At 71.9% G+C, this 26,899-nt stretch carries 23 protein-coding genes and 1 pseudogene; 11 read left to right on the top strand and 13 right to left on the bottom strand.

Annotated elements, in window-relative coordinates:
• Positions 1-51: 51 nt before the first annotated feature.
• Positions 52-722 (top strand): annotated as a pseudogene (locus ACXJMZ_RS28495) (MerR family transcriptional regulator).
• Here the strand turns inward: ACXJMZ_RS28495 and ACXJMZ_RS28490 are convergent.
• Genes ACXJMZ_RS28490 through ACXJMZ_RS28475 form a run of 4 tightly spaced genes read right to left on the bottom strand, consistent with a single transcriptional unit; the run spans position 719 to position 6,398 of the window.
• Positions 719-2,875: a 3-hydroxyacyl-CoA dehydrogenase NAD-binding domain-containing protein gene (locus tag ACXJMZ_RS28490; protein WP_457032908.1), complete on the bottom strand. Its 2,157-nt coding sequence runs from the start codon at positions 2,873-2,875 to the stop codon at positions 719-721. The pseudogene ACXJMZ_RS28495 and the gene ACXJMZ_RS28490 overlap by 4 nt on opposite strands.
• A gap of 29 nt (positions 2,876-2,904) precedes the next feature.
• Positions 2,905-4,119, bottom strand: a complete 1,215-nt coding sequence (locus ACXJMZ_RS28485) for an acetyl-CoA C-acetyltransferase (protein ID WP_457032907.1) — start codon at positions 4,117-4,119, stop codon at positions 2,905-2,907.
• A gap of 11 nt (positions 4,120-4,130) precedes the next feature.
• Positions 4,131-5,273 carry an acyl-CoA dehydrogenase family protein gene (locus ACXJMZ_RS28480; protein WP_457032906.1) on the bottom strand — a complete coding sequence of 381 codons (1,143 nt, stop codon included), beginning with the start codon at positions 5,271-5,273 and terminating at the stop codon, positions 4,131-4,133.
• Between the two features lie 12 nt (positions 5,274-5,285).
• On the bottom strand, positions 5,286-6,398 hold the full coding sequence (locus ACXJMZ_RS28475; RefSeq protein ID WP_457032924.1) for a CaiB/BaiF CoA transferase family protein: 1,113 nt from the start codon (positions 6,396-6,398) through the stop codon (positions 5,286-5,288).
• Positions 6,399-6,572: 174 nt separating this feature from the next.
• Between ACXJMZ_RS28475 and ACXJMZ_RS28470 the strand changes: the two genes are divergently transcribed.
• The 7 genes from ACXJMZ_RS28470 (at position 6,573) to ACXJMZ_RS28440 (ending at position 12,825) form a co-directional block, all read left to right on the top strand.
• Complete coding sequence (locus ACXJMZ_RS28470; RefSeq protein ID WP_457032905.1) at positions 6,573-6,836, top strand: DUF1876 domain-containing protein; 264 nt, start codon at positions 6,573-6,575, stop codon at positions 6,834-6,836.
• Positions 6,837-6,922: 86 nt separating this feature from the next.
• On the top strand, positions 6,923-7,624 hold the full coding sequence (locus ACXJMZ_RS28465) for a hypothetical protein (RefSeq protein ID WP_457032904.1): 702 nt from the start codon (positions 6,923-6,925) through the stop codon (positions 7,622-7,624).
• A 157-nt stretch (positions 7,625-7,781) separates the two neighbouring features.
• Entirely contained in the window at positions 7,782-9,158 is a 1,377-nt protein-coding gene (locus ACXJMZ_RS28460) for an FAD-dependent oxidoreductase (RefSeq protein ID WP_457032903.1), read from the top strand.
• Positions 9,159-9,238: 80 nt separating this feature from the next.
• Positions 9,239-10,216, top strand: coding sequence for a hypothetical protein (locus ACXJMZ_RS28455; protein ID WP_457032902.1), 978 nt, complete (start codon positions 9,239-9,241; stop codon positions 10,214-10,216).
• Entirely contained in the window at positions 10,216-11,430 is a 1,215-nt protein-coding gene (locus ACXJMZ_RS28450) for a sensor histidine kinase (RefSeq protein WP_457032901.1), read from the top strand. The genes ACXJMZ_RS28455 and ACXJMZ_RS28450 overlap by 1 nt, the downstream gene beginning before the upstream one ends.
• Positions 11,427-12,068, top strand: a complete 642-nt coding sequence (locus tag ACXJMZ_RS28445; RefSeq protein WP_457032900.1) for a response regulator — start codon at positions 11,427-11,429, stop codon at positions 12,066-12,068. Before ACXJMZ_RS28450 ends, ACXJMZ_RS28445 begins: the two co-directional genes overlap by 4 nt.
• Positions 12,069-12,174: 106 nt before the next feature.
• Positions 12,175-12,825 carry a Pr6Pr family membrane protein gene (locus ACXJMZ_RS28440; RefSeq protein ID WP_457032899.1) on the top strand — a complete coding sequence of 217 codons (651 nt, stop codon included), beginning with the start codon at positions 12,175-12,177 and terminating at the stop codon, positions 12,823-12,825.
• Positions 12,826-12,832: 7 nt separating this feature from the next.
• Here the strand turns inward: ACXJMZ_RS28440 and aroA are convergent, their stop codons facing one another.
• The gene (gene aroA, locus ACXJMZ_RS28435) at positions 12,833-14,071 is read right to left on the bottom strand and encodes a 3-phosphoshikimate 1-carboxyvinyltransferase (protein WP_457032923.1); all 1,239 of its coding nucleotides are present in this window, start codon (positions 14,069-14,071) and stop codon (positions 12,833-12,835) included.
• Positions 14,072-14,314: 243 nt separating this feature from the next.
• Here aroA and ACXJMZ_RS28430 point away from each other — a divergent pair, with 243 nt between their 5' ends.
• Entirely contained in the window at positions 14,315-15,229 is a 915-nt protein-coding gene (locus ACXJMZ_RS28430; RefSeq protein ID WP_457032898.1) for a hypothetical protein, read from the top strand.
• A 322-nt stretch (positions 15,230-15,551) separates the two neighbouring features.
• Here ACXJMZ_RS28430 and ACXJMZ_RS28425 read toward each other — a convergent pair whose 3' ends face one another.
• From ACXJMZ_RS28425 to ACXJMZ_RS28390, 8 genes are all read right to left on the bottom strand, one after another.
• Positions 15,552-16,679 carry a glycerate kinase gene (locus ACXJMZ_RS28425; protein ID WP_457032897.1) on the bottom strand — a complete coding sequence of 376 codons (1,128 nt, stop codon included), beginning with the start codon at positions 16,677-16,679 and terminating at the stop codon, positions 15,552-15,554.
• Positions 16,676-17,497: a sugar phosphate isomerase/epimerase family protein gene (locus tag ACXJMZ_RS28420; protein ID WP_457032896.1), complete on the bottom strand. Its 822-nt coding sequence runs from the start codon at positions 17,495-17,497 to the stop codon at positions 16,676-16,678. Before ACXJMZ_RS28420 ends, ACXJMZ_RS28425 begins: the two co-directional genes overlap by 4 nt.
• A complete protein-coding gene (locus ACXJMZ_RS28415; protein ID WP_457032922.1) occupies positions 17,494-18,597 on the bottom strand; it encodes a dihydrodipicolinate synthase family protein in 1,104 nt (367 codons plus the stop codon). The genes ACXJMZ_RS28420 and ACXJMZ_RS28415 overlap by 4 nt, the downstream gene beginning before the upstream one ends.
• A gap of 35 nt (positions 18,598-18,632) precedes the next feature.
• Positions 18,633-19,784, bottom strand: a complete 1,152-nt coding sequence (locus tag ACXJMZ_RS28410; protein WP_457032895.1) for a Gfo/Idh/MocA family protein — start codon at positions 19,782-19,784, stop codon at positions 18,633-18,635.
• Between the two features lie 27 nt (positions 19,785-19,811).
• Positions 19,812-20,792: a hydroxyacid dehydrogenase gene (locus ACXJMZ_RS28405; protein ID WP_457032921.1), complete on the bottom strand. Its 981-nt coding sequence runs from the start codon at positions 20,790-20,792 to the stop codon at positions 19,812-19,814.
• A 101-nt stretch (positions 20,793-20,893) separates the two neighbouring features.
• The gene (locus ACXJMZ_RS28400; RefSeq protein ID WP_457032894.1) at positions 20,894-21,793 is read right to left on the bottom strand and encodes a carbohydrate ABC transporter permease; all 900 of its coding nucleotides are present in this window, start codon (positions 21,791-21,793) and stop codon (positions 20,894-20,896) included.
• Complete coding sequence (locus ACXJMZ_RS28395) at positions 21,790-22,707, bottom strand: carbohydrate ABC transporter permease (RefSeq protein WP_457032893.1); 918 nt, start codon at positions 22,705-22,707, stop codon at positions 21,790-21,792. Before ACXJMZ_RS28395 ends, ACXJMZ_RS28400 begins: the two co-directional genes overlap by 4 nt.
• Complete coding sequence (locus tag ACXJMZ_RS28390; protein WP_457032892.1) at positions 22,704-24,047, bottom strand: ABC transporter substrate-binding protein; 1,344 nt, start codon at positions 24,045-24,047, stop codon at positions 22,704-22,706. Before ACXJMZ_RS28390 ends, ACXJMZ_RS28395 begins: the two co-directional genes overlap by 4 nt.
• A 235-nt stretch (positions 24,048-24,282) precedes the next feature.
• Between ACXJMZ_RS28390 and ACXJMZ_RS28385 the strand changes: the two genes are divergently transcribed.
• The gene (locus tag ACXJMZ_RS28385; protein ID WP_457032891.1) at positions 24,283-26,148 is read left to right on the top strand and encodes a DUF2264 domain-containing protein; all 1,866 of its coding nucleotides are present in this window, start codon (positions 24,283-24,285) and stop codon (positions 26,146-26,148) included.
• A complete protein-coding gene (locus tag ACXJMZ_RS28380; RefSeq protein ID WP_457032890.1) occupies positions 26,145-26,888 on the top strand; it encodes a sugar phosphate isomerase/epimerase family protein in 744 nt (247 codons plus the stop codon). Before ACXJMZ_RS28385 ends, ACXJMZ_RS28380 begins: the two co-directional genes overlap by 4 nt.
• The last annotated feature ends 11 nt before the right edge of the window (positions 26,889-26,899 follow it).

Genomic DNA, 26,899 nt, shown 5'->3' with positions numbered 1-26,899 from the left:
CTGCTGTCACAGCGGTACTGCCGCGTCCGATCCCGAGCGGGAGGCTTCACCATGACAGCGGCTGCGTCCCCGCAGATGACCGTCGACGAGCTGGCGGCCCGGGCCGGGGTGACGGTCCGGACGCTGCGGTTCTACAGCACGAAGGGGCTGCTGCCGCCGCCGGAGCTGGGGCCGCGCCGGGTGGGCCGGTACGGGGCCGAGCACCTGGGGCGGCTGGAGCTGATCGAGGAGTTGCAGCGGCAGGGCCTGACGCTGGCGGCGATCGAGCGCTACCTGTCCCAACTCCCGGCCGACGTCGGCTCCTTGGACCTGGCCATCCACCGCGCGCTGGTGGCCTCCTGGACCCCGGAGGCGGCGGAGGAGGCAACGCGGGCGCAGCTCGGCCGCCGGGCCGGACGGCCGCTGTCGGAGGCGGACGTCGACCGGCTGGCCGCGATGGGCGCGGTGCACCGGACCGACGACCCGGAGCTGTTCAAGATCGACCCCGGTCCCCCCCCCCCCCCCCCCCCCCCCCCCACGACCTGCACCGGCTGTTCCGGGACACCGTCTGGCGCCCGTACCGGGAGAGCGAGCCTGGTGACCAGGAGCTGACCCGGATGAAGGAGCTGGCCGGACAGATCCAGCCGATGATCGTCCAGGCCCTGGTGACGGCCTTTCAGCGCTCGCTCGCCGAGGAGCTGGCCGCGCGCCCGGACGAGGACGCGCGGCCGGACAACCCCTAGAACGTCCGCCCGTCGGCGGCCATCTCCGCCAGCAGCACGGGCGGCTCGAACCGCGCCCCGTACGCCGCCGCCAACTCGCGGGCCCGAGCGGTGAATCCGGGCAGGCCGCCGTCGTAGCCGTTGATGTACTGGAGCACACCGCCGGTCCAGGCCGGGAAGCCGATGCCCAGGATGGAGCCGACGTTGGCGTCGGACACCGAGGTGAGGACGCCCTCGGAGAGGCAGCGGACCGAATCCAGCGCCTCGGCGAAGAGCATCCGCTCCTTCATGTCCTCGAACGGAATCTCCGCGCCCGGGCGGGCGAAGTGCTCGCGCAGGCCGGGCCAGAGGCGGGTGCGGCGGCCGTCCTGGTAGTCGTAGAAGCCCGCGCCGCCGCTGCGGCCGGGGCGCTCGAACTCGTCGAGCATCCGGTCCATCACGGTGTCGGCGGGGTGCTCGGGCCAGTCGCCGCCCGCCTCCTCGATCGCCCGGCGGGTCTCGTTGCGGATCTTGCGCGGCAGGGTGAGGGTCAGCTCGTCCAGCAGCGAAAGCACCTTGGCGGGGTAGCCGGCCTGGGCGGCGGCCTGCTCGATCGAGGACGGGTCGAGGCCCTCGCCGACCATCGCCACGCCCTCGTTGATGAACTGGCCGATCACCCGGGAGGTGAAGAAGCCGCGCGAGTCGTTCACCACGATCGGGGTCTTGTTGATCTGGCGGACCAGGTCGAAGGCCTGGGCCAGCGCCTCGTCCCCGGTCTCCGGACCCCGGATGATCTCGACCAGCGGCATCTTGTCGACCGGCGAGAAGAAGTGCAGACCGATGAAGTCGGCGCGCCGGGTGACTCCTTCGGCCAGCACGCCGATCGGCAGGGTCGAGGTGTTGGAGCAGAGCAGCGCGTCGGGGGCGACGACGTCCTGGACCTCCTGGAACACCTTGTGCTTGAGCTCGGTGTTCTCGAAGACCGCCTCGATCACGGTGTCGCAGCCGGCCAGATCGGCCGCGTCGGCGGTCGGGGTGATCCGGGCCAGGAAGGTGTCCCGCTCCTCGGCGGTGGACCGGCCGCGCGCCACGGCCTTGTCCAGCAGGGCCGCCGAGTACGCCTTGCCGCGTTCGGCCGCCTCCAGGGTGACGTCCTTGAGCAGCACCTCGATGCCCGCCTTGGCACAGGAGTACGCGATGCCCGCGCCCATCATCCCGGCGCCCAGCACGGCGACCTTGCGAGCCTTCCGGACCGGGGAAGCCGGGCGGCTGGCACCGGAGTTGACGGCCTGCATGTCGAAGAACAGCGCCTTGATCATGTTCTTCGAGGTCTGCCCGCAGGCCAGCTCGGCGAAGTAGCGGGCCTCGATCACCATCGCGGTGTCCACGTCCACCTGGGCGCTCTCGACCGCCGCCGCCAGGATGTTGCGCGGGGCGGGGTAGGGCGCACCGGCCAGCTGCTTGCGCAGGTTGGCCGGGAAGGCGGGCAGGTTGGCGGCGAACGCGGGGTGGCTCGGGGTGCCGCCGGGGATCTTGTACCCCTTGACATCCCAGGGCTGGACGGCCTCCTCGTGCGCGTCCACCCAGGCCCGCGCCTTGGCCAGCAACTCATCGGAGTCAGAAGCGAGTTCGTTGACCAGCCCGTGCTCCAGCGCCTGCGCGGGCCGGTACTGCCGCCCCTGCAGCAGCACCTTCAGCAGCGCGTCCGTGATGCCGAACATCCGCACCGTACGGACCACGCCGCCCCCGCCCGGGAGCAGACCCAGCGTCACCTCGGGCAGGCCGATCTTGCTGCCGGGGGCGTCCAGTGCGACCCGGTGGTGGCAGGCCAGCGCGAGCTCGAGACCGCCGCCGAGCGCGGCGCCGTTGATCGCGGCGACCACGGGCCTGCCGAGGGTCTCCAGGGTGCGCAGCGCGCGCTTGATCCGCATCGAGTTCTCGAACACCCGCTGGGCGTCCTCGGGGCGGGCGGCGGAGATCAGCCGCAGGTCGCCACCGGCGAAGAAGGTCTTCTTGGCGGAGGTGATGATCACGCCGCGCAGGCCGTCAAGTGCCTTCAGCCGGGCGACGGTTGCCTCCAGCGCGTCGGTGAAGGCGGCGTTCATGGTGTTGGCGGACTGGTCCGGGTCGTCCAGTACCAGGGTGACCACGCCGGTCGCGTCCTGCTCCCAGCGGATGGGGGTGGTGACAGTCATGAGTCAGGGTCTCCAGGAGTGACGGGTGGTCAGATGCGCTCGACGATGGTGGCGACGCCCATGCCGCCGCCCACGCACAGGGTGATCAGGCCGTAGCGAAGGTCGCGCCGCTCCAGCTCGTCGACGATGGTGCCGAGCAGCATCGCGCCGGTGGCGCCGAGCGGGTGGCCGAGCGCGATCGCGCCGCCGTTGACGTTCACCTGGTCGTGCCGGAAGCCGAGTTCGCGGATGAAGCGGAGCGCGACGGCGGCGAACGCCTCGTTGATCTCGACCAGGTCGATGTCGGCGGCGGTCAGCCCGGCCTTGGCGAGCGCCTTGCGGGTGGCGGGGGCCGGTCCTGTGAGCATGATGGTGGGCTCGGAGCCGGAGACGGCGGCCGAGACGATCCGGGCCCGCGGGCGCAGCCCGTACCGCTCGCCGATCTCCCGGGAGCCGATCGCCACCAGCGCCGCGCCGTCCACGATGCCGGAGGAGTTGCCGGCGTGGTGCACGTGGTCGATGGACTCGACCCAGTGGTACTTCTGCAGCGCGACGGCGTCGAAGCCGCCCGCCTCGCCGATCCCGGCGAACGATGGCTTGAGCCCGGCCAGCGTCTCGACCGTGGTGCCGGGGCGGATGAACTCGTCCCGGTCCAGCACCACAAGTCCGTTGCGGTCCTTGACCGGTACCACCGAGCGGTCGAACAGGCCGTCGGCCTGCGCCTTGGCGGCCCGGGTCTGGGACTCGACGGCGAAGGCGTCCACGTCGGTGCGGGACAGGCCCTCGATGGTGGCGATCAGGTCGGCGCCGATGCCCTGCGGGACGAAGTGGGTGTCGTAGGAGGTCATCGGGTCGGCGAACCAGGCGCCGCCGTCGGAGCCCATCTTCACCCGGCTCATCGACTCCACGCCGCCGGCCAGGATCAGGTCCTCCCAGCCCGAACGGACCTTGGCGGCGGCCAGGTTGACCGCCTCCAGGCCGGAGGCGCAGAAGCGGTTCTCCTGCACCCCGGCCACGGTGTCCGGCAGCCCGGCCGCGATCGCGGCGATCCGGGCGATGTCGGAGCCCTGGTCGCCGATCGGGCTGACCACGCCGAGCACGATGTCGTCGATCGCGGCCGGGTCCAACCCGGGCAGGCGGGCCTGGAGTTCGTGGATCAGACCGACCACCAGGTCGATCGGTTTGGTGCCGTGCAGCGAGCCGTTGGCCTTGCCCCGGCCGCGTGGGGTGCGGATAGCGTCGTAGACGTACGCTTCGGTGGTCACGTGAGTGCCTCTCAACTCAGCAGGGAGCGGCCGATGATCTCTTTCATGATCTCGGTGGTGCCGCCGTAGATGGTCTGGATCCGGCCGTCGGTGAACGCCTTGGCGACCGGGTACTCCGTCATGTAGCCGTAGCCGCCGTGCAGTTGCAGGCAGCGGTCGGCGGTGCGCTTCTGCAGCTCGGTCGCCCACCACTTGGCCATCGAGGCGTCCACGGGGGTGAGCGCGTAGCGGTTGTGCTCGGTGATGCAGCGGTCCACGAAGGTCCGGGTGACCGCGCACTCGGTGGCCAGCTCGGCGATCTCGAACCGGACGTGCTGGAGCTTGGCCAGCGGCTTCCCGAACGCGGTGCGCTGCTTGACGTACTCGGTGGTCAGCTCGACCAGGTACTCCGCCCCGGCGATCGCCGAGACCGCGATCCCCAGCCGCTCCTGGGCCAGGTTGCGCATCAGGTAGAGGAAGCCCTGGTTCTCCTCGCCGAGCAGGTTCGCCTTCGGCACCCGGACGTCCTGGAAGAACAACTCGGCGGTGTCCTGGGCCTTCTGGCCGATCTTGTCCAGGTTGCGGCCGCGCTCGAAGCCCTCCGTGCCGCGCTCCACCACCAGCAGGCTGAGGCCGTGCGCGCCGCCCTCCGCGGTGGTCTTCGCGACCACCACCACCAGATCGGCCAGGATGCCGTTGGAGATGAAGGTCTTGGCGCCGTTCAGCAGGTAGTGGTCGCCCCGGTCCTCGGCCCGGGTGGTGATGCCCTGGAGGTCGGAGCCGGTGCCCGGCTCGGTCATCGCGATCGCGGTGACCAGCTCGCCGGAGCAGAAGCCGGGCAGCCAGCGCTGCTTCTGCTCCTCGGTGGCCAGCTGGGTCAGGTACGGGCCGATGATGTCGTTGTGCAGGCCGAGCGCCAGACCGCTGGCCCCGGCCCGGGTGAACTCCTCGGCCAGCACGGCCGGGTAGCGGAAGTCGGCGCTGCCACCGCCGCCGTACTCCTCCGGGACGGCCAGGCCGAGCAGGCCCTGCCGGCCGGCCGCCAGCCAGGCCGAGCGGTCGACGATCCCGGCCTGCTCCCAGCGTTCGTGGTGCGGGAGCACCTCCTTGGCCAGGAAGGCCCGGACGGTCTCCCGGAACGCCTCGTGCTCCTCGGTGTAGATCTCACGCTGCACGGTTTCCTGCCTTCAGCCGGAGAGGCTCTTGATGTCCCAGTCCCGGGCCACCTCGGTAGTGTGACCGCCGGGCCGGGCCGGGGGGCGGCGCAGCGCGCCGGGGGTGACGGAGAAGCGCGGGGCGGGGGCGGGCTGGGTGATGCCGCCTTCGGTGACGTACGTGCCGCGCGCCACCAGGTGCGCGTGCTCGGCAGCCTGACCGAGCGTCAGTACCGGGGCGGTGCAGGCGTCGGTGCCCTCGAAGACGGCCGCCCACTCGGCCTGGGTCCGGGTGGCGAAGCGGGTCGCGATCAGCGCCCGGAGCTCGGGCCAACGGGCCTGCTCGTACTGGCCGGGGGCGTCCGGGCCGAGCTCCAGCAGCCGGGCGAACTCGGCGTAGAACTGCGGCTCCAGAGCGCCCACCGCCAGGTATCCGCCGTCCGCCGCCTGGTAGACGGAGTAGCAGGGCGCGCCGCCGTCCAGCAGGTTGACGCCGCGTCCGTCCTGCCAGAGGCCGGCGGCCCGCAGGCCCCAGAGCATGGTGGTCAGGTGGGCCGCGCCGTCCACGATGGCGGCGTCCACCACCTGTCCGGTGCCGGTCTGTTCGGCGTGCCGCAGCGCGGCCAGCAGGCCGGTCACCAGGTAGAGCGAGCCGCCCGCATAGTCGCCGAGCAGGTTGGCGGGGAAGGCGGGCGGCCCGTCGGCCGCCCCGGCCAGGCCGAGCACGCCGGCGGTGGCCGCGTAGCCGAGGTCGTGCCCGGCGCGCTGGGCGAGCGGGCCGTGCTGGCCCCAGCCGGTCATCCGGCCGTAGACCAGCGCGGGGTTGCGGGCCAGACAGGCCTCGGGGCCGACGCCGAGCCGTTCGGCCACGCCGGGGCGGTAGCCCTCGATCAGCAGGTGGGCCCGCTCGGCCAGGTCGAGCACCTGGCCCGGACCCTCGGGCGCCTTGAGGTCGACCACCACCGAGCGCTTGTTCCGGTTGGTGACGTCGTACGCCGGGTCGGGTCCGAGCACGGCCGGCTCGGGCCGGTCCACCCGGACCACGTCGGCGCCGAGGTCGGCGAGCAGCATCGCGGCGAACGGCCCTGGGCCGATCCCGGCCAGCTCCACCACCCTGACCCCGGCCAGCGGCCCGGGGCTGGTCATCTGTGCCACCGACCGTCCTCCCATGTTTGACAGTGGGGCTGTCACAGTCGCGATGATAGACAAGTGACCGGCCGGTAACAAGAGCTGCGACGACGGGCCGGGAGCAGCCTTGCGATCGGCTCCGCAGAGGCGGATTCTGGGGCTGAACGATCCACCCGAGAGAGGTGATCGGACATGCAGAACCACTGGATCGTCGACCTCACCTTCGACGAGGACGACACCCGCACCACCTGCACCGCATCGCTCAGCGGCTTCAGCGCCCCCGGCGTCCGGGGTCTGGGCATCGCCCGCCGCAACCCGGACGACGCACCCGACTCCACCGTCGGCGAGGAACTGGCCGCCGCCCGCGCCTGCTCCAACCTGGCTCACGAGCTGATCCACAAGGCCGCCTCCGGAATCGAGGACCGCACCCACACCACCGCGCACCTGATCTTCTGATCCACCCTCCACCGGGGCCGGGCCACCACCGGGCCCCGGTGATAAAATTTCATGGCTCGGGACGATTCGTCCGGAAGGTCGCGATCATGACGTCGATGAGCGTGGTAGGCCGTCGCAGCACCGTTTGGGCTGCGGTCGCCGGCATTGTCTCAGCCGGGCTCCTGGTGGCCGGGCAACTGCTTCTGTGGCGGACGCCGGAGTACGACGGTGTCGATGCGGTGCCGAAGCTGACCCGTTACTACCTCGACAGCGGCAACCGGCACCTTGCCGAGACCTCGGCCCTGATGCACCTCGCGTCGGCGTTGCTCTTCGTCTGGTTCCTGGTGGCGCTGATCCGGATCGTGCGCGGGGCGGAGCGACGCGCGGGCAGGCCGGAAAGCCTGTCGACCGCGATGCTGATCGGCGGCACGCTCTTCGCGGTGTTCATCATGCTGGCCGGTATCACGGGAAACCTCTTCGGGATCACGTCCAACTACGCGGACGGCTTCCCGATCGAGCCGCGCACGGCGGTCATCGCCATTCTGCTGCTGGACATGTCCTATGCGAGCACGATCGCGGCGATGGCGGGCGTGTCGGTCCTGCTGTTCGCCCTCTGGCGCGCGACGCAGACCCTCCACGCCCTGCCTGCCTGGCTCGGCTGGTTCGCGTTCGTCCTGGCCGTCCTGTCCCTGGCCGGGCCGTTCGGCGCCTGGGTCACCCCGCTGGCCTTCGGACTCTGGATGCTCGCGGCGAGCGTGGTGCTGCTGATGCCGGCCGCCGAACCCGAAGGTACCGCCGCCGCGACCTGACCCCCTCCGACGGCTCGCAGCCCATCGGCCGGTCATAGCTCTACTTATCGACCCCATAGGTCATCCCTATGGGGTCATAAGCACGGAAAGGGTAGCCTAACCGGGAGCCGCCGGTCAGCCTGGCGGATAACCGCCGCCCAGCCGAAGGACGCATCGCATGCCTCGCCCCATCCGAGTGGCCATAGTCGGAGCCGGTCCCGCCGGCATCTACGCCGCCGACGCGCTGCTGAAGTCCGAGGTCGCCACCGAGCCCGGGGTCTCGATCGACCTGTTCGAGCGGATGCCTGCCCCCTTCGGTCTGATCCGCTACGGCGTCGCCCCCGACCACCCCCGGATCAAGGGCATCGTGACCGCGCTGAACCAGGTGCTCGACAAGCCGCAGATCCGCCTGTTCGGCAACGTCGACTACGGCACCGACCTGGTGCTGGACGACCTGCACCGGTTCTACGACGCCGTGGTCTTCTCCACCGGCGCCGACGCCGACCGCGCACTGGACATCCCCGGCATCGAGCTGGACGGCTCCTACGGCGCGGCCGACTTCGTCTCCTGGTACGACGGCCACCCGGACGTCCCGCGGACCTGGCCGCTGGAGGCCGAGAAGGTCGCCGTGCTCGGCGTCGGCAATGTCGCCCTCGACGTGGCACGGATCCTGGCCAAGACCGCCGACGAGCTGCTGCCCACCGAGATCCCGCCGAACGTCCACGCCGGCCTGGCCGCCAACAAGGCCGTGGAGATCCACGTCTTCGGCCGCCGCGGCCCCGCACAGGCGAAGTTCAGCCCGATGGAGCTGCGCGAACTCGACCACTCGCCCACCATCGAGGTGATCGTCAACCCCGAGGACATCGACTACGACGACGGCAGCATCGCCACCCGCCGGGGCAACAAGCAGGCCGACATGGTCGCCTCCACCCTGGAGAACTGGGCGATCCGCGACATCGGCGACCGCCCGCACAAGCTCTTCCTGCACTTCTTCGAGTCGCCGGTCGAGGTGCTCGGAGCGGACGGCAAGGTGGTCGGCCTGCGCACCGAGCGCACCGAGCTGGACGGCACCGGCAACGTCAAGGGCACCGGCAGCTACCAGGACTGGGACATCCAGTCCGTCTACCGCGCGGTCGGCTACCTCTCCCAGGAGCTGCCCAAGCTGCCGTTCGACACCCTCTCGGGCACCGTCCCGCACCAGGCGGGCCGGGTGATCGAGGGCGGGCAGCACCTGCCCTCCACCTACGTCACCGGCTGGATCAAGCGCGGCCCGGTCGGCCTGATCGGCCACACCAAGGGCGACGCCAACGAGACCGTGGCCTGCCTGATCGAGGACTTCCGGGGCGGCGCGCTGCGCACGCCGGAGGCCCCGGAGCAGGACGCGATCGTCTCCTTCCTGGCCGAGACCGGCGTCAACTACACCAGCTGGGACGGCTGGAAGCTGCTGGACGCGTACGAGCGCGCGCTCGGCGAGCCGCAGGACCGCGAGCGGGTCAAGGTGGTCGAGCGGGCCGAGATGCTCCGCGCCAGCGGGGTGACGCTCCCTCAGGAGTAGGACCGCTTCCCCCGCCAGGGGGATCCGGTTCGTGACCACGGTGGACGTGGAGCAGGGGCGCCGGGCGAGAGGGTCGAGGCATGGACCTCACCTCTTCCGGCGCCCTTCGCCGTGGCCTGTGCGCCGTCGCCGTCGCGGCCACCCTGCCCTACCTGACCCTCAAACTGCTCTGGCTGTGCGGCAGTACGGTCGGCTTCACCGGCCAGGCCGACCTGTCGATCGACGCCGACGCACTCTGGATGGCCAACCTGGTCACCTTCGGGATGGACGCCGTCGCCCCGCTGCTCGCGCTCGCCTTCGTCCGTCCCTGGGGCCGGCGGGTGCCGGTCGGCCTGCTGCTCTTCCCGATGTGGGTGGCCACCGGCCTGCTCGGAACCCTGGTACTCGAACTGCCGCTGATCTTCGGCGCGGAACTGCTGCTCGGCGGCGAACCCCCGGCTGCCCAGGGCTGGTTGCAGCCCTGGGTGTTCGCCCTGGTCTACGGCGGCTTCGTGCTCCAGGGGCTGGCCCTGATCGCCGGTTTCGTGCTGCACGCCCGGGAGCGCTGGACCGCCCTGCTCGGCAGCCGGATCGGCGACCTGCCGCGCACCGCCACCCTCCGGCTCCAGCAGGTGCTCAGCTGCCTGGCCGCCGGACTCGCCCTGCCGGTCGCGGCCGCCAAGCTGTACTGGGCGCTGGGCGGCGACTTCGGACTGCCGCTCTCCTTCCTGGACGGACCGCAGCGGTCGGCCCGGATCATCGCGGGCGTCACCGGCGTCCTGCTGCTCGCGGCCGGTGCGGCCTTCCTGCGGCTGGCCTTCAGGATCGGCCCCGACCGGCTGCTCCGGCCCACGCTGGTGACCGCCTGGCTGACGGCTGGTTCGGTGTTCGCCTGGGGTTCCTTCACGCTGTTCTTCGACGGTCTGCGGACCGACCTGCCGAGCGCGGCGGACGCCGTCCCGCCGGTCACCTCGCTGGTGAGCATCGGGCAGGCCGGGGTGGGCCTGCTGCTGCTGGTGGTCGGCGCGGTCGCACTGCTCGAACACGCGTCCGCCAGGGCTGACGTAGAGTCAGCCTGATGAGTGCACTGATCGGGCGCAGAGCGGCCCTGCGCTGGGTGCATCTGGTGCTCGGCGGGGCGCTGTTGATGCCGTACTGGATGCTCTCGCTGGTCCTGCTGACCTCGCAGTCGGGGGACCTCAGCCCGCGGGAGACCGTGCTGTTGCAGTTCACCGCGCTGGCCCTGGCGCTGCCGATGGCCGCCGTCACCGCGCTGGTCCCGGTGGTCCGGGTGCTGGAGAGCACCGCCGCCCGGGCCCTCGGGCTGGGTGCGGCGGGCGAGTTGGCGACCGTCCCGTCGCAGTCCTGGGCCGCCCGGCGGCGCACCGCGGCCTGGTACGTGCAACACCTGCTGCTCGGCGGGATCGTCGCCGGGATGTCGCTGGCGGTGCCGCCTGCGGTGGTGGCCCTGGTGCTCTTCCCGGACCACGATCTGCCCCGGCTCTGGTTCGGTGACGTGCGGGTACCACCACCGCTGGTGCTCGCGGCGGTACTCGCCGTCCTGCCCGTGCTGGCCAATGCCGCCGCCGGGGCCTGGCTGGCTCGTACGGCGCCCGTACTGCTCGGTCCGACGCCCGCCGAGAAGCTGGCCGCCGCCGAACGACGGGCTCTCGAACTGGCCCAACGCAATCGGCTGGCCCGGGAGTTGCACGACTCCGTCGGCCACGCGCTGAGCGCCGTCGGCATCCAGGCGGCGGCCGCCGGGCGGGTGCTGACGAGCAGCCCGGAGTTCGCCGCGGAGGCGCTGCGGGCGATCGAGGAGACGGCCCGCACCGCCGTCGCCGAGCTGGACACCGTGCTCGGGCTGCTCCGCGAGGACCACCCCGCCGACCCGGCCACCGGCCCGACACTGGCGGAACTGAGCACGCTGCTCCGTCAGTTGGAGCTGGCCGGAGTGCCGGTCGAGACCCGGGCAGGACCGGGGCTGGCCACACTGCCGGGCGAGGTCTCCCGAGCCGCGTACCGGATCGTCCAGGAGGGCCTGACCAACGTACTCCGGCACGCCGGGCAGGTGCCCGCCACGCTCCGGATCGAACTGGCCGCCGGAGCACTGGAGTTGGAGCTGAGCAACCCGGTCGGCGCCGAGCGGCCGAGCCGTCCAGGCGGCGGCCGGGGGCTGCGCGGGATGGCCGAGCGGGCCGCCGTGCTGAGCGGCGAGTGCGCCGCCGGGCCGACCGGGGACGGCCGGTGGCGACTTGCCGCCCGGCTGCCGATCGAGGGGGAGAAGTCATGATCCGTGTGGTGGTCGCCGACGACGAGCGGCTGGTCCGGCTCGGCCTGCGGGCCATCCTGGACGCCGAACCCGACCTGACCGTGGTCGGCGAGGCGGCGAGCGGTGCGGAGGTGGTGTCGGTGGTCCGCGAGCTGCGGCCTGACGTGGTGCTGATGGACGTCCGGATGCCCCAGGTCGACGGCATCCGGGCCACCGAGCAGTTGACGACGACCCTCGACCCGGCGCCCCGGGTGCTGGTGGTGACCACCTTCGAGAACGACGACTACGTGTACGAGGCGCTGCGCGCCGGGGCGGCCGGCTTCCTGCTCAAGCGGGCCCGGGCGGAGGAGATGGTGCAGGCGGTCCGGCTGGTCGCGCACGGCGACTCGCTGCTCTTCCCGAACGCCATCCGGCAGCTGGCCGCTGGACGGCGCCCGGCCGTCCCCTCCCCGCTGACCGACCGGCTCACCGAGCGGGAGGGCCAGGTACTCCGGCTGATGGCCGCCGGGCTCACCAACGGCGAGATCGCCGAGCGCCTGGTGGTCAGCCCCGAGACCGTGAAGACGCACGTCGGCAGCGTGCTGGCCAAGCTCGGCGCCCGGGACCGCACCCAGGCGGTGATCACCGCGTACGAGTCGGGCTTCGTCCAGCCGGGCTGACGGATCTGCTGCCGGGGATCGCCTTCCGCACCCCGGCTACCCACGGGTAGAGTGCGTCGACCGGTCCCCTGGGGGGCGAACCGTACGCAAAGAACTGGTGAACGCGATGTCAGTCTGGACCCGCCCGGCGCTCTGGTGCCGCCTGGCCGTGGTGATCTCGGCCGGGCTCGGACTGATCCTCAGTACGGGTTCGCTGGTGTACTTCACGGTCGAGAGCAACGTCATCGTGCTCGGCTACTACATCGGCGCCGTGTACTGGATGGTCAAGCGGGAGACCGTGGACGCCCCCGCGCCCCGGCTGCGCGGCGCCGCGACGCTGTACATCACGATCACCGGCCTGGTCGCGCACATCCTGCTGAACAAGGGCGTCAACCCGCTCCCGGGCCTGGTCGACGGCGCCGACCTGCGGCAGGAGTGGTCGAGCTTCTTCCTGCACTACGTCACGCCGGTGCTGGTGCTGGCCGACTGGCTCTGCCTGAAGCCGCGCAACGTCTCGCGCTGGAAGGACCTGCCGCTCTGGCTGACCTTCCCGCTCGGCTACGCGGCCGTCACGCTGGCCCGGGCCGCGATCTTCCCGGACTTCCCCAACAAGTACCCGTACTTCTTCCTCGACCCGTCCGAGAAGGGCTACGGCTGGGTGTCGCTCCAGGTGGTCCAGCTGACCTTCGAGTTCATCGCGCTGGCCGCGCTGGTGGTCGGCCTCGACCGGCTCGGCACGCTGGTCGCGCGCAGGCTCCGGCCGGTCGAGGCCACCTGACCGCTGCTCAGACGCCCCAGGTCGCGCGCAGCTTCGCGAACTCCTGGTGGAACGCCGGGAAGGTCTTCCGTACGCAGCCCGGGTCGTCGAAGGTGGTGCCCGGCGTGCGCAGCCCCGCGACCGCGAACGACATCACCATCCGGTGGTCCCCGTGGGTGGCGATCTCCGCCGCCTGCGGGGTCCCCGGCTGGATCTCGATCCAGTCCCGGCCGGTCCCGACCGTGATCCCCTGGCGGCGCAGGTTCTCCGCGCAGGCCTCCAGCCGGTCGCACTCCTTGACCCGGGTGTTGTAGACGTCCTCGATCCGCACCGGCCCGTCGGCGAACGGCGCGATCGCGGCGAGGGTGGGCATGGTGTCGGAGATGTCCCGCATGTTCACCGTCAGCCCGCGCAGCCGGCCGCCCTCGGCGCCGGTGACCGTGACCGCGTCGGCGCCGATCCGCACCGTCGCACCCATCCGCTCCAGCACGTCGACGAACCGCAGGTCGCCCTGCAGCGCGTCCCTTCCGAGACCGGGGACGGTCACCTCACGGCCCGTCAGAGCAGCCGCCGCGAACACGTAACTCGCCGTCGAGGCGTCCGGCTCGACCGGGTACGCGGTCGCCGTGTAGCCGCCCGGCGGCACCACGAAGACCTTGCCCTCGCGCTGCACCTCCACCCCGAAGCTGCGCATCATCGCGAGCGTGATCTCCACATACGGCACCGAGACCAGGTCCGTGACGGTGATCCGCAGCCCCTGCTCGGTCAGCGGGCCGAGCAGCAGCAGCGCCGTCAGGTACTGCGAGGACAGCCCGGCGTCGAGCGTCAACTCCCCACCCTTGACGCCCTTGGCGCTGATCCGCAGCGGGTGGTGGCCCTCCTGCTCCTCGTGCACCAGCTGCACCCCGAGCTCGCGCAGCGCCTCGGTCAGCGGGCCGACCGGCCGCCGCCGCATCTGCGCCGAAGCATCGAACCGGAACTCCCCGTACCCCGCCGCCGCCAACGCCGGCAGGAACCGAGCCGTCGTCGCCCCGTCCCGGCAGTACACCTCGGCATCGTTGGCCGGCCCCTGCGGCCGCCCCTCGATCACCCAGTCCTGCCCGTCGGCCGCCACCTCGTACCCGAGCTTGGCCAGCCCCTCGGCGAACCCCTCGGTGTCGTCCGAGTGCAACGGCCTGCGGAGCCTGGTGGTCCCCTCCGCCGCAGCCGCCAGGAACAGCGCACGCGCCGTCACCGACTTCGAACCGGGTATCTCGACAACCGTCACAACGTCCTCCACGGCGGGCTCATCTCGGGGTCGCCCTCATCCTCCCCCGCCGCGCCCCGACCACCCGGGGCCGTCCCACGACTCGGACCGCAGTCCGTCAGCTCGGTCCCGGGGCGGCTGCCGGCGGCGGTTCATAGCAGGTAGCTCCGCCAAAGGACACCTACCAGGTCAGAGGTACCGCAGTCCGGCCCGGCCGATCACGATGGGCGCATGAACGGTCGGGGCGGACGAGGAGCAGGGGCAGTGGTCGCGTTGGCCGCCGTCGTGGCGGTGCTGAGCGGTTGCCAGCAGGAGCGGCCACCGGCCGCCGCGACGGCGGCGGTCCCGGTGCCCGCCGCGTCGGCGAGCGAGCGCGAACTCCTGGACTGGGCCGAGCAGGCCCGCACCGCGGACTGCATGACCAAGGCGGGCTTCCGGTACTACGTGGAGTGGGCTCGCGACGCGGTGGTCGCCTCGGAGCACCGATCCGACTTCGGTTCCGCCGACACGGACTGGGCGGCGAAGTACGGCTACGGCATCCTGCGCCGACCGCCCAGGCCGGTGCTCTCCTCGGACCCGGCGCAGACCAACGCGGCGTACGTGGGGGGCCTGCAGCGCGAACGAGCCGACGCGTACACCGCGGCGCTCAACGGCGACAAGGCGGACTCCGTCACGGTCCCGCTGGCCAACGGCACGTCGGCGTTCACGCCGCGCGGCGGCTGTGTCTCGGCTGCCCGGCGCGAGCTGTACGGCGATCTCGACCGGTGGTTCGAGCTGAGCATCCGCGCCACCAACCTGCAGATCGAGACCGGCCCGGTGGTCTCCCAGGACGCCCGGTACACAACGGCGTTGACGGCGTGGCGGGACTGCATGGCGGCGGCCGGCCATCCGGTGCCGAGCCCCGGGGAGTCCCGCCGGCAGGTGGCCGAGACCATACGCAACGCCCCCGACCCGGAGGCCGCCTGGCGGCTGGAGGTCGGGGTGGCCACCGCCGACGCGAACTGCGCCGGTTCCGCACGACTGGTGTCGGTTGCGGAGCAGGCGGACAGCGAGGCGCGGGCCAAGATCCGGGCGGCGAGTCCCGCCGAGTTCGCGGAGTACGACGCGATGCAGGCCAGGGCCGTGCAGCGAGCCGGAGAGCTCGTCAAAGCTTCGACGCGGGGAAGCCGCGTCGACTGAATGGGAGGGAAGCGAAGATGATTCGCATCAAGAAGCTCGGCATCACCGCGGCCGTTGCGGCCGGCTTTGCGCTGGCGATTGCCCAGCCTGCTTCGGCGGATGCCGGTCGGGTCGTCAGTGACTACTGCCACACCGGCGACTTCTGCGCGTTCTACCTGCCGAACTACCAGTACACCAGTGGCAACCAGGCGATCGCCTGGGGCGGCGACAACTGGGACTGGGCCAACTCGACCACCGGCAAGTGGGGCAGCATCAACAACAACTCGGAGTCCTGGTACAACGCCGGTGCCCCCGACACCTACGACAAGGTGAAGATGTACAACTACGCGGGCGGCAGCGGCCTGCTGTACTGCTTCCCGCGCAACTCGGGGGGGGGGGGGGGGGGGGCCCCCCGGCCTTCTGTCTGCCGGGCCATGGTGGCGCCGGCTGCCCGGAGCCAGTGCAGGGGACGGGCAATGGCTTCGGCGGTGGAGCCGGCGAGGGCGGTCAGGGTCAGGGCCGGGAGGGTGGCGGCGCCGGCTACGACTGCCGTACGGGTGTGGGCGGCGCGGTGGAGGACTTCGCCGGTGGCCTTGCCCTGGTGGGAGGTTGCGTCGAAGCGGCCCTCGCCGGTGATGACCAGGTCGGCGTCGGCCACGGCGGCCGACAGTCCGAGCAGGTCCGCGACGGCGGCGGCGCCCGGGGTCGACTCGGCGCCCCAGGCGGCGTGCAGACCGTAGGCGGTGCCGCCCGCGGCGCCCGAACCCGGCCGGTCCGGTTCGCCGCCGAGCACGGTGGTGAGCCTGGCGAGGGCGTGGTCCAGCCGGGCCACCTCGGCGGGGGTGGCGCCCTTCTGCGGGCCGTAGACGGCGGCGGCGCCGGACGGGCCGAGCAGCGGATTGGTCACGTCGGTGAGCAACAGCACCCCACCGGGCGGCGGCGGCCGCAGCGCCGAACGGTCGGCCCGAACCGCCGAGGCCAAAGCAGCTCCACCGTCCGACAGTTGATGACCGGAGGCATCCAGCAGACGCAACCCGAGGGCGGCCAGCAGCCCCGCCCCGCCGTCCGTGGAGGCCGAGCCGCCGAGGCCGATCAGCAGCCGTCGGGCTCCCCGGTCCAGCGCGGCCGCGACGACCTCGCCCGTACCCCGGGTGGTCGCGGTGAGCGGGGCCAGGCGGTCGAGCAGCGGGAGGCCGCTGGCGGTGGCGAGCTCCACCACGGCCGTGCCGTCCGGGAGCAGGGCGTACTGCCCGGTGACCGAACGGCCGTCCGGACCGGTGCAGTTCGGCACCGACACCAACTCCCCGCCCGCGCCGACGGCGGCGTGGGTGCCCTCGCCGCCGTCCGCCATCGGCCGCAGCACCAGCTGGTCGGACGGCCTGACGGAGCGCCAGCCTGCCGCCAGCGCCTCGGCCGCCTCGACTGCAGTGGCCGTCCCCTTGAAGGAGTCCGGCGCGATGACGACCTTCACCGAGGTTCCACGTACGTACGGTGCCGCTCGACCATCGTGGCCAGGGTCTCAGCGCCAGGGGTGTCCCAGACCTGCTGATTGAAGATCTCCACCTCGATCCAGCCGTCGTACCCGGCACCGGCGACCATCGCCCCCAGCGCGCCGAAGTCGATGCAGCCGTCCCCGACATGGCCGCGTCCCAGCAGTGCGTCGGCGGGCAGCGGCAGGGTCCAGTCGCAGACCTGGTACGCCGCGATCCGCTCGCCCGCCCGGGCGATCTGCGCGGGCAGGTCCGGGTCCCACCAGACGTGGTAGCTGTCGACCACCACGCCCACCTGGGAGACCGGGAAGGCTTCGGCGAGGTCCAGCGCCTGGCCGAGAGTGGAGACCACCGCCCGGTCGGCGCAGAACATCGGGTGCAGTGGCTCGATCGCCAACCGGACCCCCAAGTCACCCGCGTGCGGCGCGAGTTCAGCCAGCATGGTACGCACCCGCCCCCGCGCGCCGACCAGGTCGCGGGAGCCGTCCGGCAGGCCGCCGACCACCAGCACCAGAGTGTCGGTACCGAGTTCGGCCGCCTCTTCGATCGCCTGCAGGTTGTCGGCCAGCGCGGCCCGCTGCCCCTCTCCCGTGTCGGCGGTCAGGAAGCCGCCCCGGCAGAGGCTGCTGACGGCCAGTCCGGCATCGCGGCAGAGCTTCGCGGCCCGGTCGACCCCGACCTCGGCCACCTTGTCCCGCCAGAGGCCGATCGCCGGGATACCCGCGTCGACGCAGCCCTGCACCGCCTCCGGCAGCGACCAACCCTTGGTGCTGATCTGGTTGAGCGACAGCCTGGTCATGCCGTCACCCCCGCCGCCACCGCGAGGTACTGCCGCATCCGCCGGGCAGCCAGCTCGGGGTCGGGCAACACCCCGGCCACGTCGGCCAGTTGGAAGAGTTCGACCAGATGCGGCACCGACCGGGCACTCTGCGCCCCGGCGACCATGGTGAAGTGCTCCTGATGACCCGCCAGCCAGGCCAGGAAGACGATCCCGGTCTTGTAGTGGTAGGTCGGCGTACTGAACAGGTGCCGGGCCAGCGGCAGGGTCGGACCGAACAGTGCGTCGTACCGGTCGAGGTGGCCCGCGTCCAGCGCGCGCAGCGCGGCGGCGGCCACCCCGGCGATCGGGTCGAAGATACCCAACAGCGCGTCACTGTGGCCGAGTTCGTCGCCCCGGATCAGCTCCGGGTAGTTGAAGTCGTCGCCGGTGTAGAGCCGGACGCCGGCCGGGAGTGCCCGCCGCAGCGCGATCTCGCGGTCCGCGTCCAGCAGGGAGACCTTGATGCCGTCGATCCGGCCGGCGTGCTCGCCGATCAGGGTCAGCACCGTCTCGGTGGCGCGGTCCAGGTCGGCCGACCCCCAGTACCCGGCCAGCGCCGGGTCGAACATCTCGCCCAACCAGTGCAGGATCACCGGCTGCGCGGACTGCCCGATCAGCTTCCCGTACACCGCGAGGTAGTCCTCCGGTCCACGGGCGGTGGCGGCCAGCGCGCGGCTGGCCATCAGGATCGGCTGCGCCCCGGCCTGCTCGACCACCGCCAACTGCTCTTCGTAGGCGGCGAGTACGCCGTCCAGAGTCGGAACGGCGAGCTGGTCGGTGCCGACCCCGCAGGCCAGTCGGCCGCCCACCGCGCGGGCCTCGACACCGGAGCGGGTGATCAGTTCACGGGTCGCTGCCCAGTCCAGGCCCATACCGCGCTGCGCGGTGTCCATCGCGTCGGCGACGCCGAGCCCGAGCGACCAGAGGTGGTGCCGGAAGGCGAGCGTGGCGTCCCAGTCCAGAGCGGCCGGCGCGCCGGGAGCATTCGTGCCGAGCGGATCGGCCACCACATGCGCGGCGGCGTACACGGCCCGGGAGACCGGCGCCGGGCCGGCCGGCAGCGCCAGCGGCTCGCGCATCCGGTACGAGCCGACGCCAGGAAGGACCAAGGTGGTCACAGCGTCAGCTCCGGCACGTCGAACCGACGGCCCTCACGGGCCGATCGCAGTCCCAGCTCCGCCAGTTGGACGCCCTTGGCGCCCTCCAGCAGGTCCCAGCGGTACTCCGACCCGGTGACCACATGCCGCAGGAAGAGCTCCCACTGCACCTTGAAGCCGTTGTCGAACTCGCCGTTGTCCGGCACCTGCTGCCACTGCGTACGGAACGACTCACCGGCCGGCAGGTCGGGGTTCCAGACCGGCTTCGGGGTCGAAGCCCGGTGTTGGATCCGGCAGTTGCGCAGCCCGGCGACCGCACTGCCCTCGGTACCGTCCACCTGGAACTCGACCAGCTCGTCGCGGTCCACCCGAACCGCCCAGGAGGAGTTGATCTGTGCGGTCACACCGCCCGCCAACTCGAAGACGCCGTACGCCGCGTCGTCCGCCGTCGCCGGGTAGGCCGCGCCCTGCTCGTCCACCCGGGTCGGGATGTGGGTGGCGGTGTGCGCGTACACCGAGCGGACCGGGGCGATGATGTTGTCGAGCACGTAGCGCCAGTGCGGGAACATGTCCAGGATCATCCCGCCGCCGTCCTCGGCCCGGTAGTTCCAGGACGGGCGCTGGGCGCTCTGCCAGTCGCCCTCGAAGACCCAGTAGCCGAACTCGCCGCGCACGGACAGGATCCGGCCGAAGAAGCCACCGTCCACCAACCGCTTGAGCTTGATCAGACCGGGCAGGAAGAGCTTGTCCTGCACCGCGCCGTTGCACACCCCTGCGGCGGTCGCCAGGCGGGCCAACTCCAGTGCACTGGAGAGGGATTCGGCCGTCGGCTTCTCGGTGTAGATGTGCTTGCCGGCCGCGATCGCGGTCCGCAGCGCGGCCTCCCGGGCCGGTGTGACCTGGGCGTCGAAGTAGATCTCGGCCAACGGGTGGGCGAGTGCCTCGTCCAGTGAGGTGGTCCAGTGGGTGAGGCCGTGCCGGTCGGCCAGCTCCTTGAGCTTGAGCTCGCTGCGGCCGACCAGGATCGGTTCGGGCCACAGCACCTCGCCGTCGCCCAGGGCCAGGCCGCCCTGCTCGCGGATGGCGAGGATCGAACGGACCAGGTGCTGGCGGTAACCCATCCGCCCGGTGACGCCGTTCATCACGACGCCGATGACCCTGCGGGACATCGCAACACTCCTAACAGATAATCGAGTTCACGCGCTGGTGGAGATGTCCTGCGGCAGCACGGGGTGGGCGAACGGCCGACCGGCCGCGTAGCGGGCCAGCTCGTCGGCGGCCGCCACGGCCATCCGGTGCAGCTCGCCGCCGAGCGATCCGGCGACGTGCGGGGTGAGCAGCACGTTCGGCAGCTCGTAGAGCGGGGAGTCGGCGGGAAGTACCTCGGGGACGGTGACGTCCAGCACCGCGTTCAGCCGTCCGGGGAGCAGCTCGGCGAGCAGTGCGTCCTGGTCGATCAGCGAGCCGCGCGAGGTGTTGATCAGGGTGGCGCCGTCCCGCATCAGGGCGAGCCGGCGGGCGTCGATCAGGTGGTGGGTCTCGGCGAGTTCGGGGGCGTGCACGCTCACCACGTCGGCGGCGGCGCAGAGTTCGTCCAGCTCGACCGCCCGGGCACCGAGCGTCTCGGCCTCCTCCGCCGTCACGTACGGGTCGTGCAGCAGCAGGTCGAGGTCGTGCGGCCGGAGCAGCTCGATCACCCGGCGGCCGATCCGGGAGGCGCCGATGATGCCCACCGTGCGGCGGTAGTTGCCGGTGCCCGCGTACGCGCGCTGCCAGTCGTGCGGGGCGCGTCGGGCGCGGTAGTCCTCGCGGATCCGGAACAGCTGCTTGTTGGCGAACAGCACGGCGGCGACGGTGTATTCGGCGACCGGGAGGGCGTTGGCCCAGGCGGCGGAGGTGACCTGGAGGCCGCGCTGCCAGCAGGCGTCGGTGATGTGGTGCTTGACCGATCCGGCGGCGTGGATCACCGCGCGCAGCTGCGGGGCGGCGGCCAGTACGGCCTCGTCCAGCGGCGGGCAGCCCCAGCTGCTGACGATCACCTCGGCCTCCCGCAGGGCGGCGGCGGCTGCCGGTTCGGTGAAGTCGTCCACCACCAACAGCGGGTCGAGGTCGGCGAGTTCGGCGAGCCGGGCGAGCGTACCGGGGTCGATCAGCTGCTCGGCCAGGTCGCGCTGCATGGCCAGCAGGGCACGCGGGCGGCGGAGCGGGCGGCCCGTTGGGACGGGCGCCGGAGCGAGGTCGGGCACGCGGGTCTCCTGAACAGGCTGAGTGAAGGTGGTCATTTGACGCTCCCGGCGGTGAGCCCGGCCTTCCAGTGCCGCTGCAGGGCCACGAAGGCGACCACCAGCGGGACGACGGCGAGCAGCGAGCCGATCACCACCAGCGGGTAGTACTCGGGGAAGGCGCGGGTCTGGGCGTTCCAGCTGTACAGCCCGAGGCTGACCGGGAAGAGCCGGTTGTCGGAGAGCATCACCAGCGGCAGGAAGAAGTTGTTCCAGATCGCGGTGAACTGGAACAGGAACACCGTCACGAAGCCGGGCATCACCATCTTGAGCCCGATCGACCAGAAGGTGCGCAACTCCCCCGCACCGTCCATCCGGGCCGCCTCCAGCACCTCGCCGGGGACGTACCCGGCGCAGAACACCCGGGCCAGGTAGACGCCGAAGGGGTTGACCAGCGAGGGCAGGAAGACCGCCCAGAAGGTGTTCACCAGGTGCAGTTCGGAGGCGAGCAGGTACATCGGCAGAGCAAGCGCGGTGGTCGGCACCAGCACGCCGAGCAGCACCAGGCCGAAGACCTTCTCCTTGCCGGGGAAGGCGTAGACGTGGAACGCGTAGCCGGCGCAGACGCAGACGAACGCGCAGAGCACGGCCCCGATCCCGGCGTACAGCAGGGAGTTGAGGTACCAGCGGAAGTAGATGCCGTCACCGGCCTCGGCCAGTGCGCTCAGGTTGGCGCCGAGGTTCCAGCGGTCCGGGGTGAGCGCCCGGCCGCCGATCAGGTCGCCGGTGTTCTTGGCGGAGGCGGTGACCAGCCAGCCGAGCGGGAGCAGGGTGTAGGCGGTGGCCAGCAGCAGCGTGCCGTTGACCGCGGTCTTCGACAACGACCAGGGGCGGCGCGGGCGTTGGCGTTCGGTCTTGGCCACCGAAGGCCGGGGCGGGGAGAGCAGGGCGGTCATCCGGTGACCTCCGTCCGTCGGCCCGCGCGACCCCGGCCGAGCCGGGTGACCACGAAGGAGAGCGCGGCGGCGGTGAGTGCGAGCAACACCGAGGAGGCCGCGGCCAGTCCGTAGTCGCCGCGCTCGAAGGCGGCGGTGTAGGCGTACATGTTGGGTGTCCAGGTGGAGATGACGCCGGGTGAGACGCCGTGCAGGATCATCGGCTCGGTGAACAGCTGGAGCGAGCCGATCAGGGTGAACAGACCGACCATCGTGAGCGAGGCCCGGATCAGCGGGATCTTGATGTTCAGCGCGGTGCGCAGCGGCCCGGCGCCGTCCACCACGGCGGCCTCCAGCACCTCGCGCGGGATGGCCTGCAGCGCGGCGTAGAAGATCACCATGTTGTAGCCGGTCCACTCCCAGAGGGCGATGTTCACCACGGCGGGCAGCGGGCTGCCGAGCAGGTCGGGCTGCGAGCCGACCGCGTCCAGGGCGCTGATCACCGGGCTGATGCCGGGGGTGTAGAGGTACATCCAGATCAGCGCGGCGATGATGCCGGGGACCGCGTGCGGCAGGAACAGCGCCAGTTGGAAGAACCGGCGGGCCCGGGCCAGCGCGGAGTCCAGCAGCAGGGCCAGCAGCAGCGACAGGCCGACCATCAGCGGGATGTACAGCAGGCAGTACTGAGCGGTGGTCAGGAACCCGGCCCGGAACGCCTCGTCGCCGAGCGCCCGGGTGTAGTTCGACAGACCGGTGAAGACGGTCTCGGCGCCGCCGAAGCCGAGGCCTGAGCTGCGCTCGGTGTACAGGCTGAGGTAGAGCGCGTAGCCGATCGGGACGAGCGTGCAGGCGGTGAAGAGGACCAGGAACGGGGCGAGCAGCGCACCCGCCGCCCCGTACCTGCTCCGCCGGACGCCGTTGGAGGGCGTGGTCACTCGGCGACCTTGAGCCCGCGGTTCTTCAGCTCGGCGACGGTGGCCTTCTGCGCGCCGTCCGCGGCCTGGCCGATGGTGCCGCCACTGCCGAGCTTGCCGAAGGCGTCCTTCAGCGAGGTGTTGGTGGCGCCCATCGCCGGGCCCCAGCTCCAGTTCGGCTTGATGGACTTCGCGGCGTCCTGGTAGATCGTGTAGATGTCCTGGCCACCGTAGAAGGCGGTGTCGAAGGCGGCCTTGGCGACCGGGATCAGCTCGGGCGAGGCCGGGTAGGCGGAGGAGGTGCCGGAGGCGATCCGGGCCTTGATGCCCTCGGGGGTGGTAGTGGCCCAGGTGGCGAACTCGACGGCGGCCTTGGCCTTCTTGCTGTCCTTGGAGACCGCGAAGGTGGTGCCGCCGAGCATGCCGCTGGCGGGGCTGCCGTCCCAGCTCGGCATCGGGGCGACCGCCCACTTGCCGGTGCCGTCCGGCACCGAGGACTTCAGCACGCCGCCGCCCCAGGAGGCGCCGAGGTAGCCGGCCGTCTCGCCCTTCTGCAGCGAGGCGGTCCACTGCTGGCTGAACGAGGGCATCGAGCGGACCAGGTCGTCGGCGATCATCTTCTGCCAGTAGTCGGCGACCTTGGTGGTCTCGGCGCTGGTCAGGTTGACCTTCCAGCTGTCGCCCTGGGTGCCGAACCACTTGGCGCCGGCCTGCCAGGAGAGCGCCTCGAAGGTGCTCGGGTCGTCCGGGAAGAAGGTGGCGATCCGGGTGTTCGGGTCGGCCTGCTTGAGCTTCTCGGCGGCGGTGCGGAACTCGTCCCAGGTCTTCGGCACGGTGATCCCGGCCTTCTCGAACAGGTCCTTGCGGTAGTAGAAGGCCTGCGGGGCCGCGTCCAGCGGCAGCGCCCAGTTCTTGCCGCCGAGAGTGGTCAGCTCGACCGACTGCGGCAGGTACTTGGCCTTCAGGTCGGCGCTGACCAGCTTGGAGATGTCCTGCACGGCCCCCTGGCTGACGAAGTCGGGCAGCTGCGGGTACTCGACGTTGAAGACGTCGGGGGCGTTGCCGGCCTTCACCGCGTTGGCGATCTTCGCGTAGCCGCCCGCGTTGCCGGAGGGGATCTCCTCGAAGGTGATCTGGGTGTTCGGGTGCGAGGCGTTGAAGGCCGCGACCACGTCCTTGGTGCCCTTGGCCCAGCCCCAGAAGGTGAGGGAGACCGGCTTGCCGTCATTGGCCTCGGCGCTCGACCGGTCGGCGCTGCCCGTGCTGCCGCTGCTGCCGCAGGCGGCGACCAGGGAGAGCGAGAGCGCGGAGGCGGCCGCGAGGAGGAGGGCTCTGCGGGGGCGGGTGGGGGAAGAGGGCATGGCACGGCTCCAGTGCGAGGGGGATCGATACGCCGGTTTTGACCCTGGATCGCCTTGCTTACGGCGATCTGACGAGGTGTGATCGCCATCTTGGGGTGGTCGGCGATCGGAGTCAAGAGATTGAGATCAAATGATCTGATCTGATCTCTCGGCAGATCATTCGATCCATGCTTCTTGACGCATGATCAGTGCCCTCCTAGATTCAGGCGGGTAGCCCCGGACAGAGGACCCCGCCATGCCCGTCTTCCCCTTCCCGTTGCCCCCCGAGGACCGCGAGCTCAGTCCGCACACCGGCTGGACCAGGGCGCACTGGGAGGCCGTCGCCGACGGCCTGCTGGCCGCCGTCCGGCCGTACGCGACCCCGGGACAGGCCCTGATCAACCTGCCGGGCCCGCGCCCCAGCCTGTCCGGGCCGCGCTCGGACGGCCTGGAGGGGTACGCCCGGACCTTCCTGTTGGCCGCCTTCCGGGTGGCCGGGGCCGACGGCGCCGACCCGGCCGGGCTGCTGGAGCAGTACGCGGCGGGGCTGGCGGCCGGCACGGCGGGCCCGACCACCGCGCGCGAGCTCGGCGGCGAGTCCTGGCCGGTGATCACCGACCGGGGCCAGGCCATGGTGGAGGCCGCCTCGATCGCGCTGGCCCTGCGGCTGACCCGGCGCTGGCTCTGGGACCGGCTCGACCCCGCCGTCCGCGACCGGGCCGCCGCCTGGCTCGGCGAGGCGCTGCGGCGGGCGCCGAACGACAACAACTGGTGGCTCTTCCCGCTCACCGTCGGCGGTTTCCTCGCCGAGGTCGGGTACTCCGACGAAGGCGCCGTCGAACGCGGCCTGGAGCGGATCGAGCAGTGGTATCTCGGCGAAGGCTGGTACACCGACGGCCGCCCGCGCGCCTTCGACCACTACAACGGCTGGGCGCTGCACCTCTACCCCGTACTGCACGCCCACCTGGCGGCCGACCGGCCCCTGCTGGCCCGCTACGGCGACCGCCTCGCCGCCCACCTGGACGGCTACGCCCGTACCTTCGGCGGCGACGGCGCCCCGGTCCACCAGGGCCGCTCGCTCAGCTACCGGTTCGCCGCCGCGGCCCCGCTCTGGGCGGGCGCGCTGACCGGCCGCACCCCGCTGAGCCCAGGCACCACCCGGCGGATCGCCTCCGGCGCCCTGCGGCACTTCCTCGACCGGGGCGCGGCCGGGCCCGACGGGCTGCTCTCGCTCGGCTGGTACGGGCCCTACCCGCCGCTGGTCCAGTCCTACTCCGGGCCCGCCTCGCCGTACTGGGCCAGCAAGGGTTTCGTCGGCCTGCTGCTGCCGCCGACCCACCCGGTCTGGACGGCAGTGGAGGAGCCCGCCCCGGCCGAACGCGCCGACACGGTCCACCCGCTGCCGGTGCCCGGGTGGCTGATCCAGTCGACCGCCGCCGACGGTGTGGTGCGGCTGCACAACCACGGCAGCGACGACCAGCCGGTGGGCGAGGCCCATCCTGACGACCCGTTGTACGCGAGGCTCGCGCACTCCACCGTGACCGGGCCGTCTGCCCTGCCCGACAACCACTTCGGACTGCTCAGCGGCGGTGCCGTCAGCGAACGGGGCCGGATCACCCCGCTCGGCGCGGGCGACGGCTGGGCCGCTTCCAGCCACTCCCCCTGGGACGGCGTCACCGTCACCTCGCTCACCCTGGCCCACGGCGCGGACGAGATCCGGGCCCACCTGGTGACCGGCGCCCCGGCCGGAACTCCGGTGCACCAAGGGGGTTGGGCCGTCGCCGGCACCTCCGTCTCCTCAGCAGTCACCGACGGCACCGCCTGGGCCCGGACGGCGGACCTGAGCTCAACGCTGCGCCCCCTGCACGGCTTCGGCCCCGCCTCGGTGCACGAACTGCCGGACGGTACGGCCTTCGGGCCCGTCGGCGCGCTGCCCGCACTCACCGGGACCACCGGCGACGGGCTGTTCGTCTGCGCCGCCCGCCTCGGGCGCTCCGCGCAGTACGAGTTCCCCGGCCTCCAGGTCTCCGTGGACGGACCGCGCCTACGGGTGCGGTGGCCCGACGACTCCTGCCACCAGGCGGAGTTGACCGAAGGAAAGGTGACGGTGGTGCAGTCATGAAATGGGCCTTCTCCACCCTCGGCCTGCCGGACGTCCCGCTGCCGGAGGTGCTGCGCCTCGCCACCACCCACGGCTGGTCAGGCGTGGAACTGCGCTGCACCGACGGCCAGCCGATCCACCTCGGCCTCTCCGCCACCGAACGGGCTTCCGTCGTACGGCAGTTCTCCGCCGCCGAGGTCCAGCCGCTGGCCGTCTGCTCGTACGTCCGGATCGCCACGCCGGGCGAGGACGCCCCGGTGCTCGCCGAACTCCTCGACCACGTACGGCTGGCAGCCGACCTGGGCACCCCGTACGTCCGGGTCTTCCCGCGCGGCGACGACACCACCGCCGTCCGCCGCCTGACCGCCGCCGCCCCGGCGGCCGACGCGCTGGGCGTCCGGATCCTGGTCGAGACCCACGACACCCACCGCGCCGGCGCCGACGTAGCTCGGGTCGCCGAACAGGTCAACTCCACTGCGGTGGGCGGGCTCTGGGACCTCATGCACACCTGGCTGGCCGGCGAATCCCCCGCCGCCACCCACGCCGCACTGGCCCCCCATCTCGGCTACGTCCAGATCAAGGACATCGCCTCCCCCGACGACCTCACCCCCCTCCCACTGGGCGCCGGCGTCCTGCCGATCGCCGACTGCCTGCGCCTGCTCCCCGCCGACACCTGGGTCTCATGGGAGTACGAGGCCCCCTGGCACCCCACCGCCGCCCCGTTCGCCCCACTCCTCGCCCGCCTGCCGGTCGCGCCCTGACGGAACGTCGG

The organism is Kitasatospora sp. P5_F3 (genome assembly GCF_054049135.1).
The sequence above is the reverse complement of the archived record's forward strand: the minus strand, read 5'-3'. Positions and strand labels throughout refer to the sequence as shown.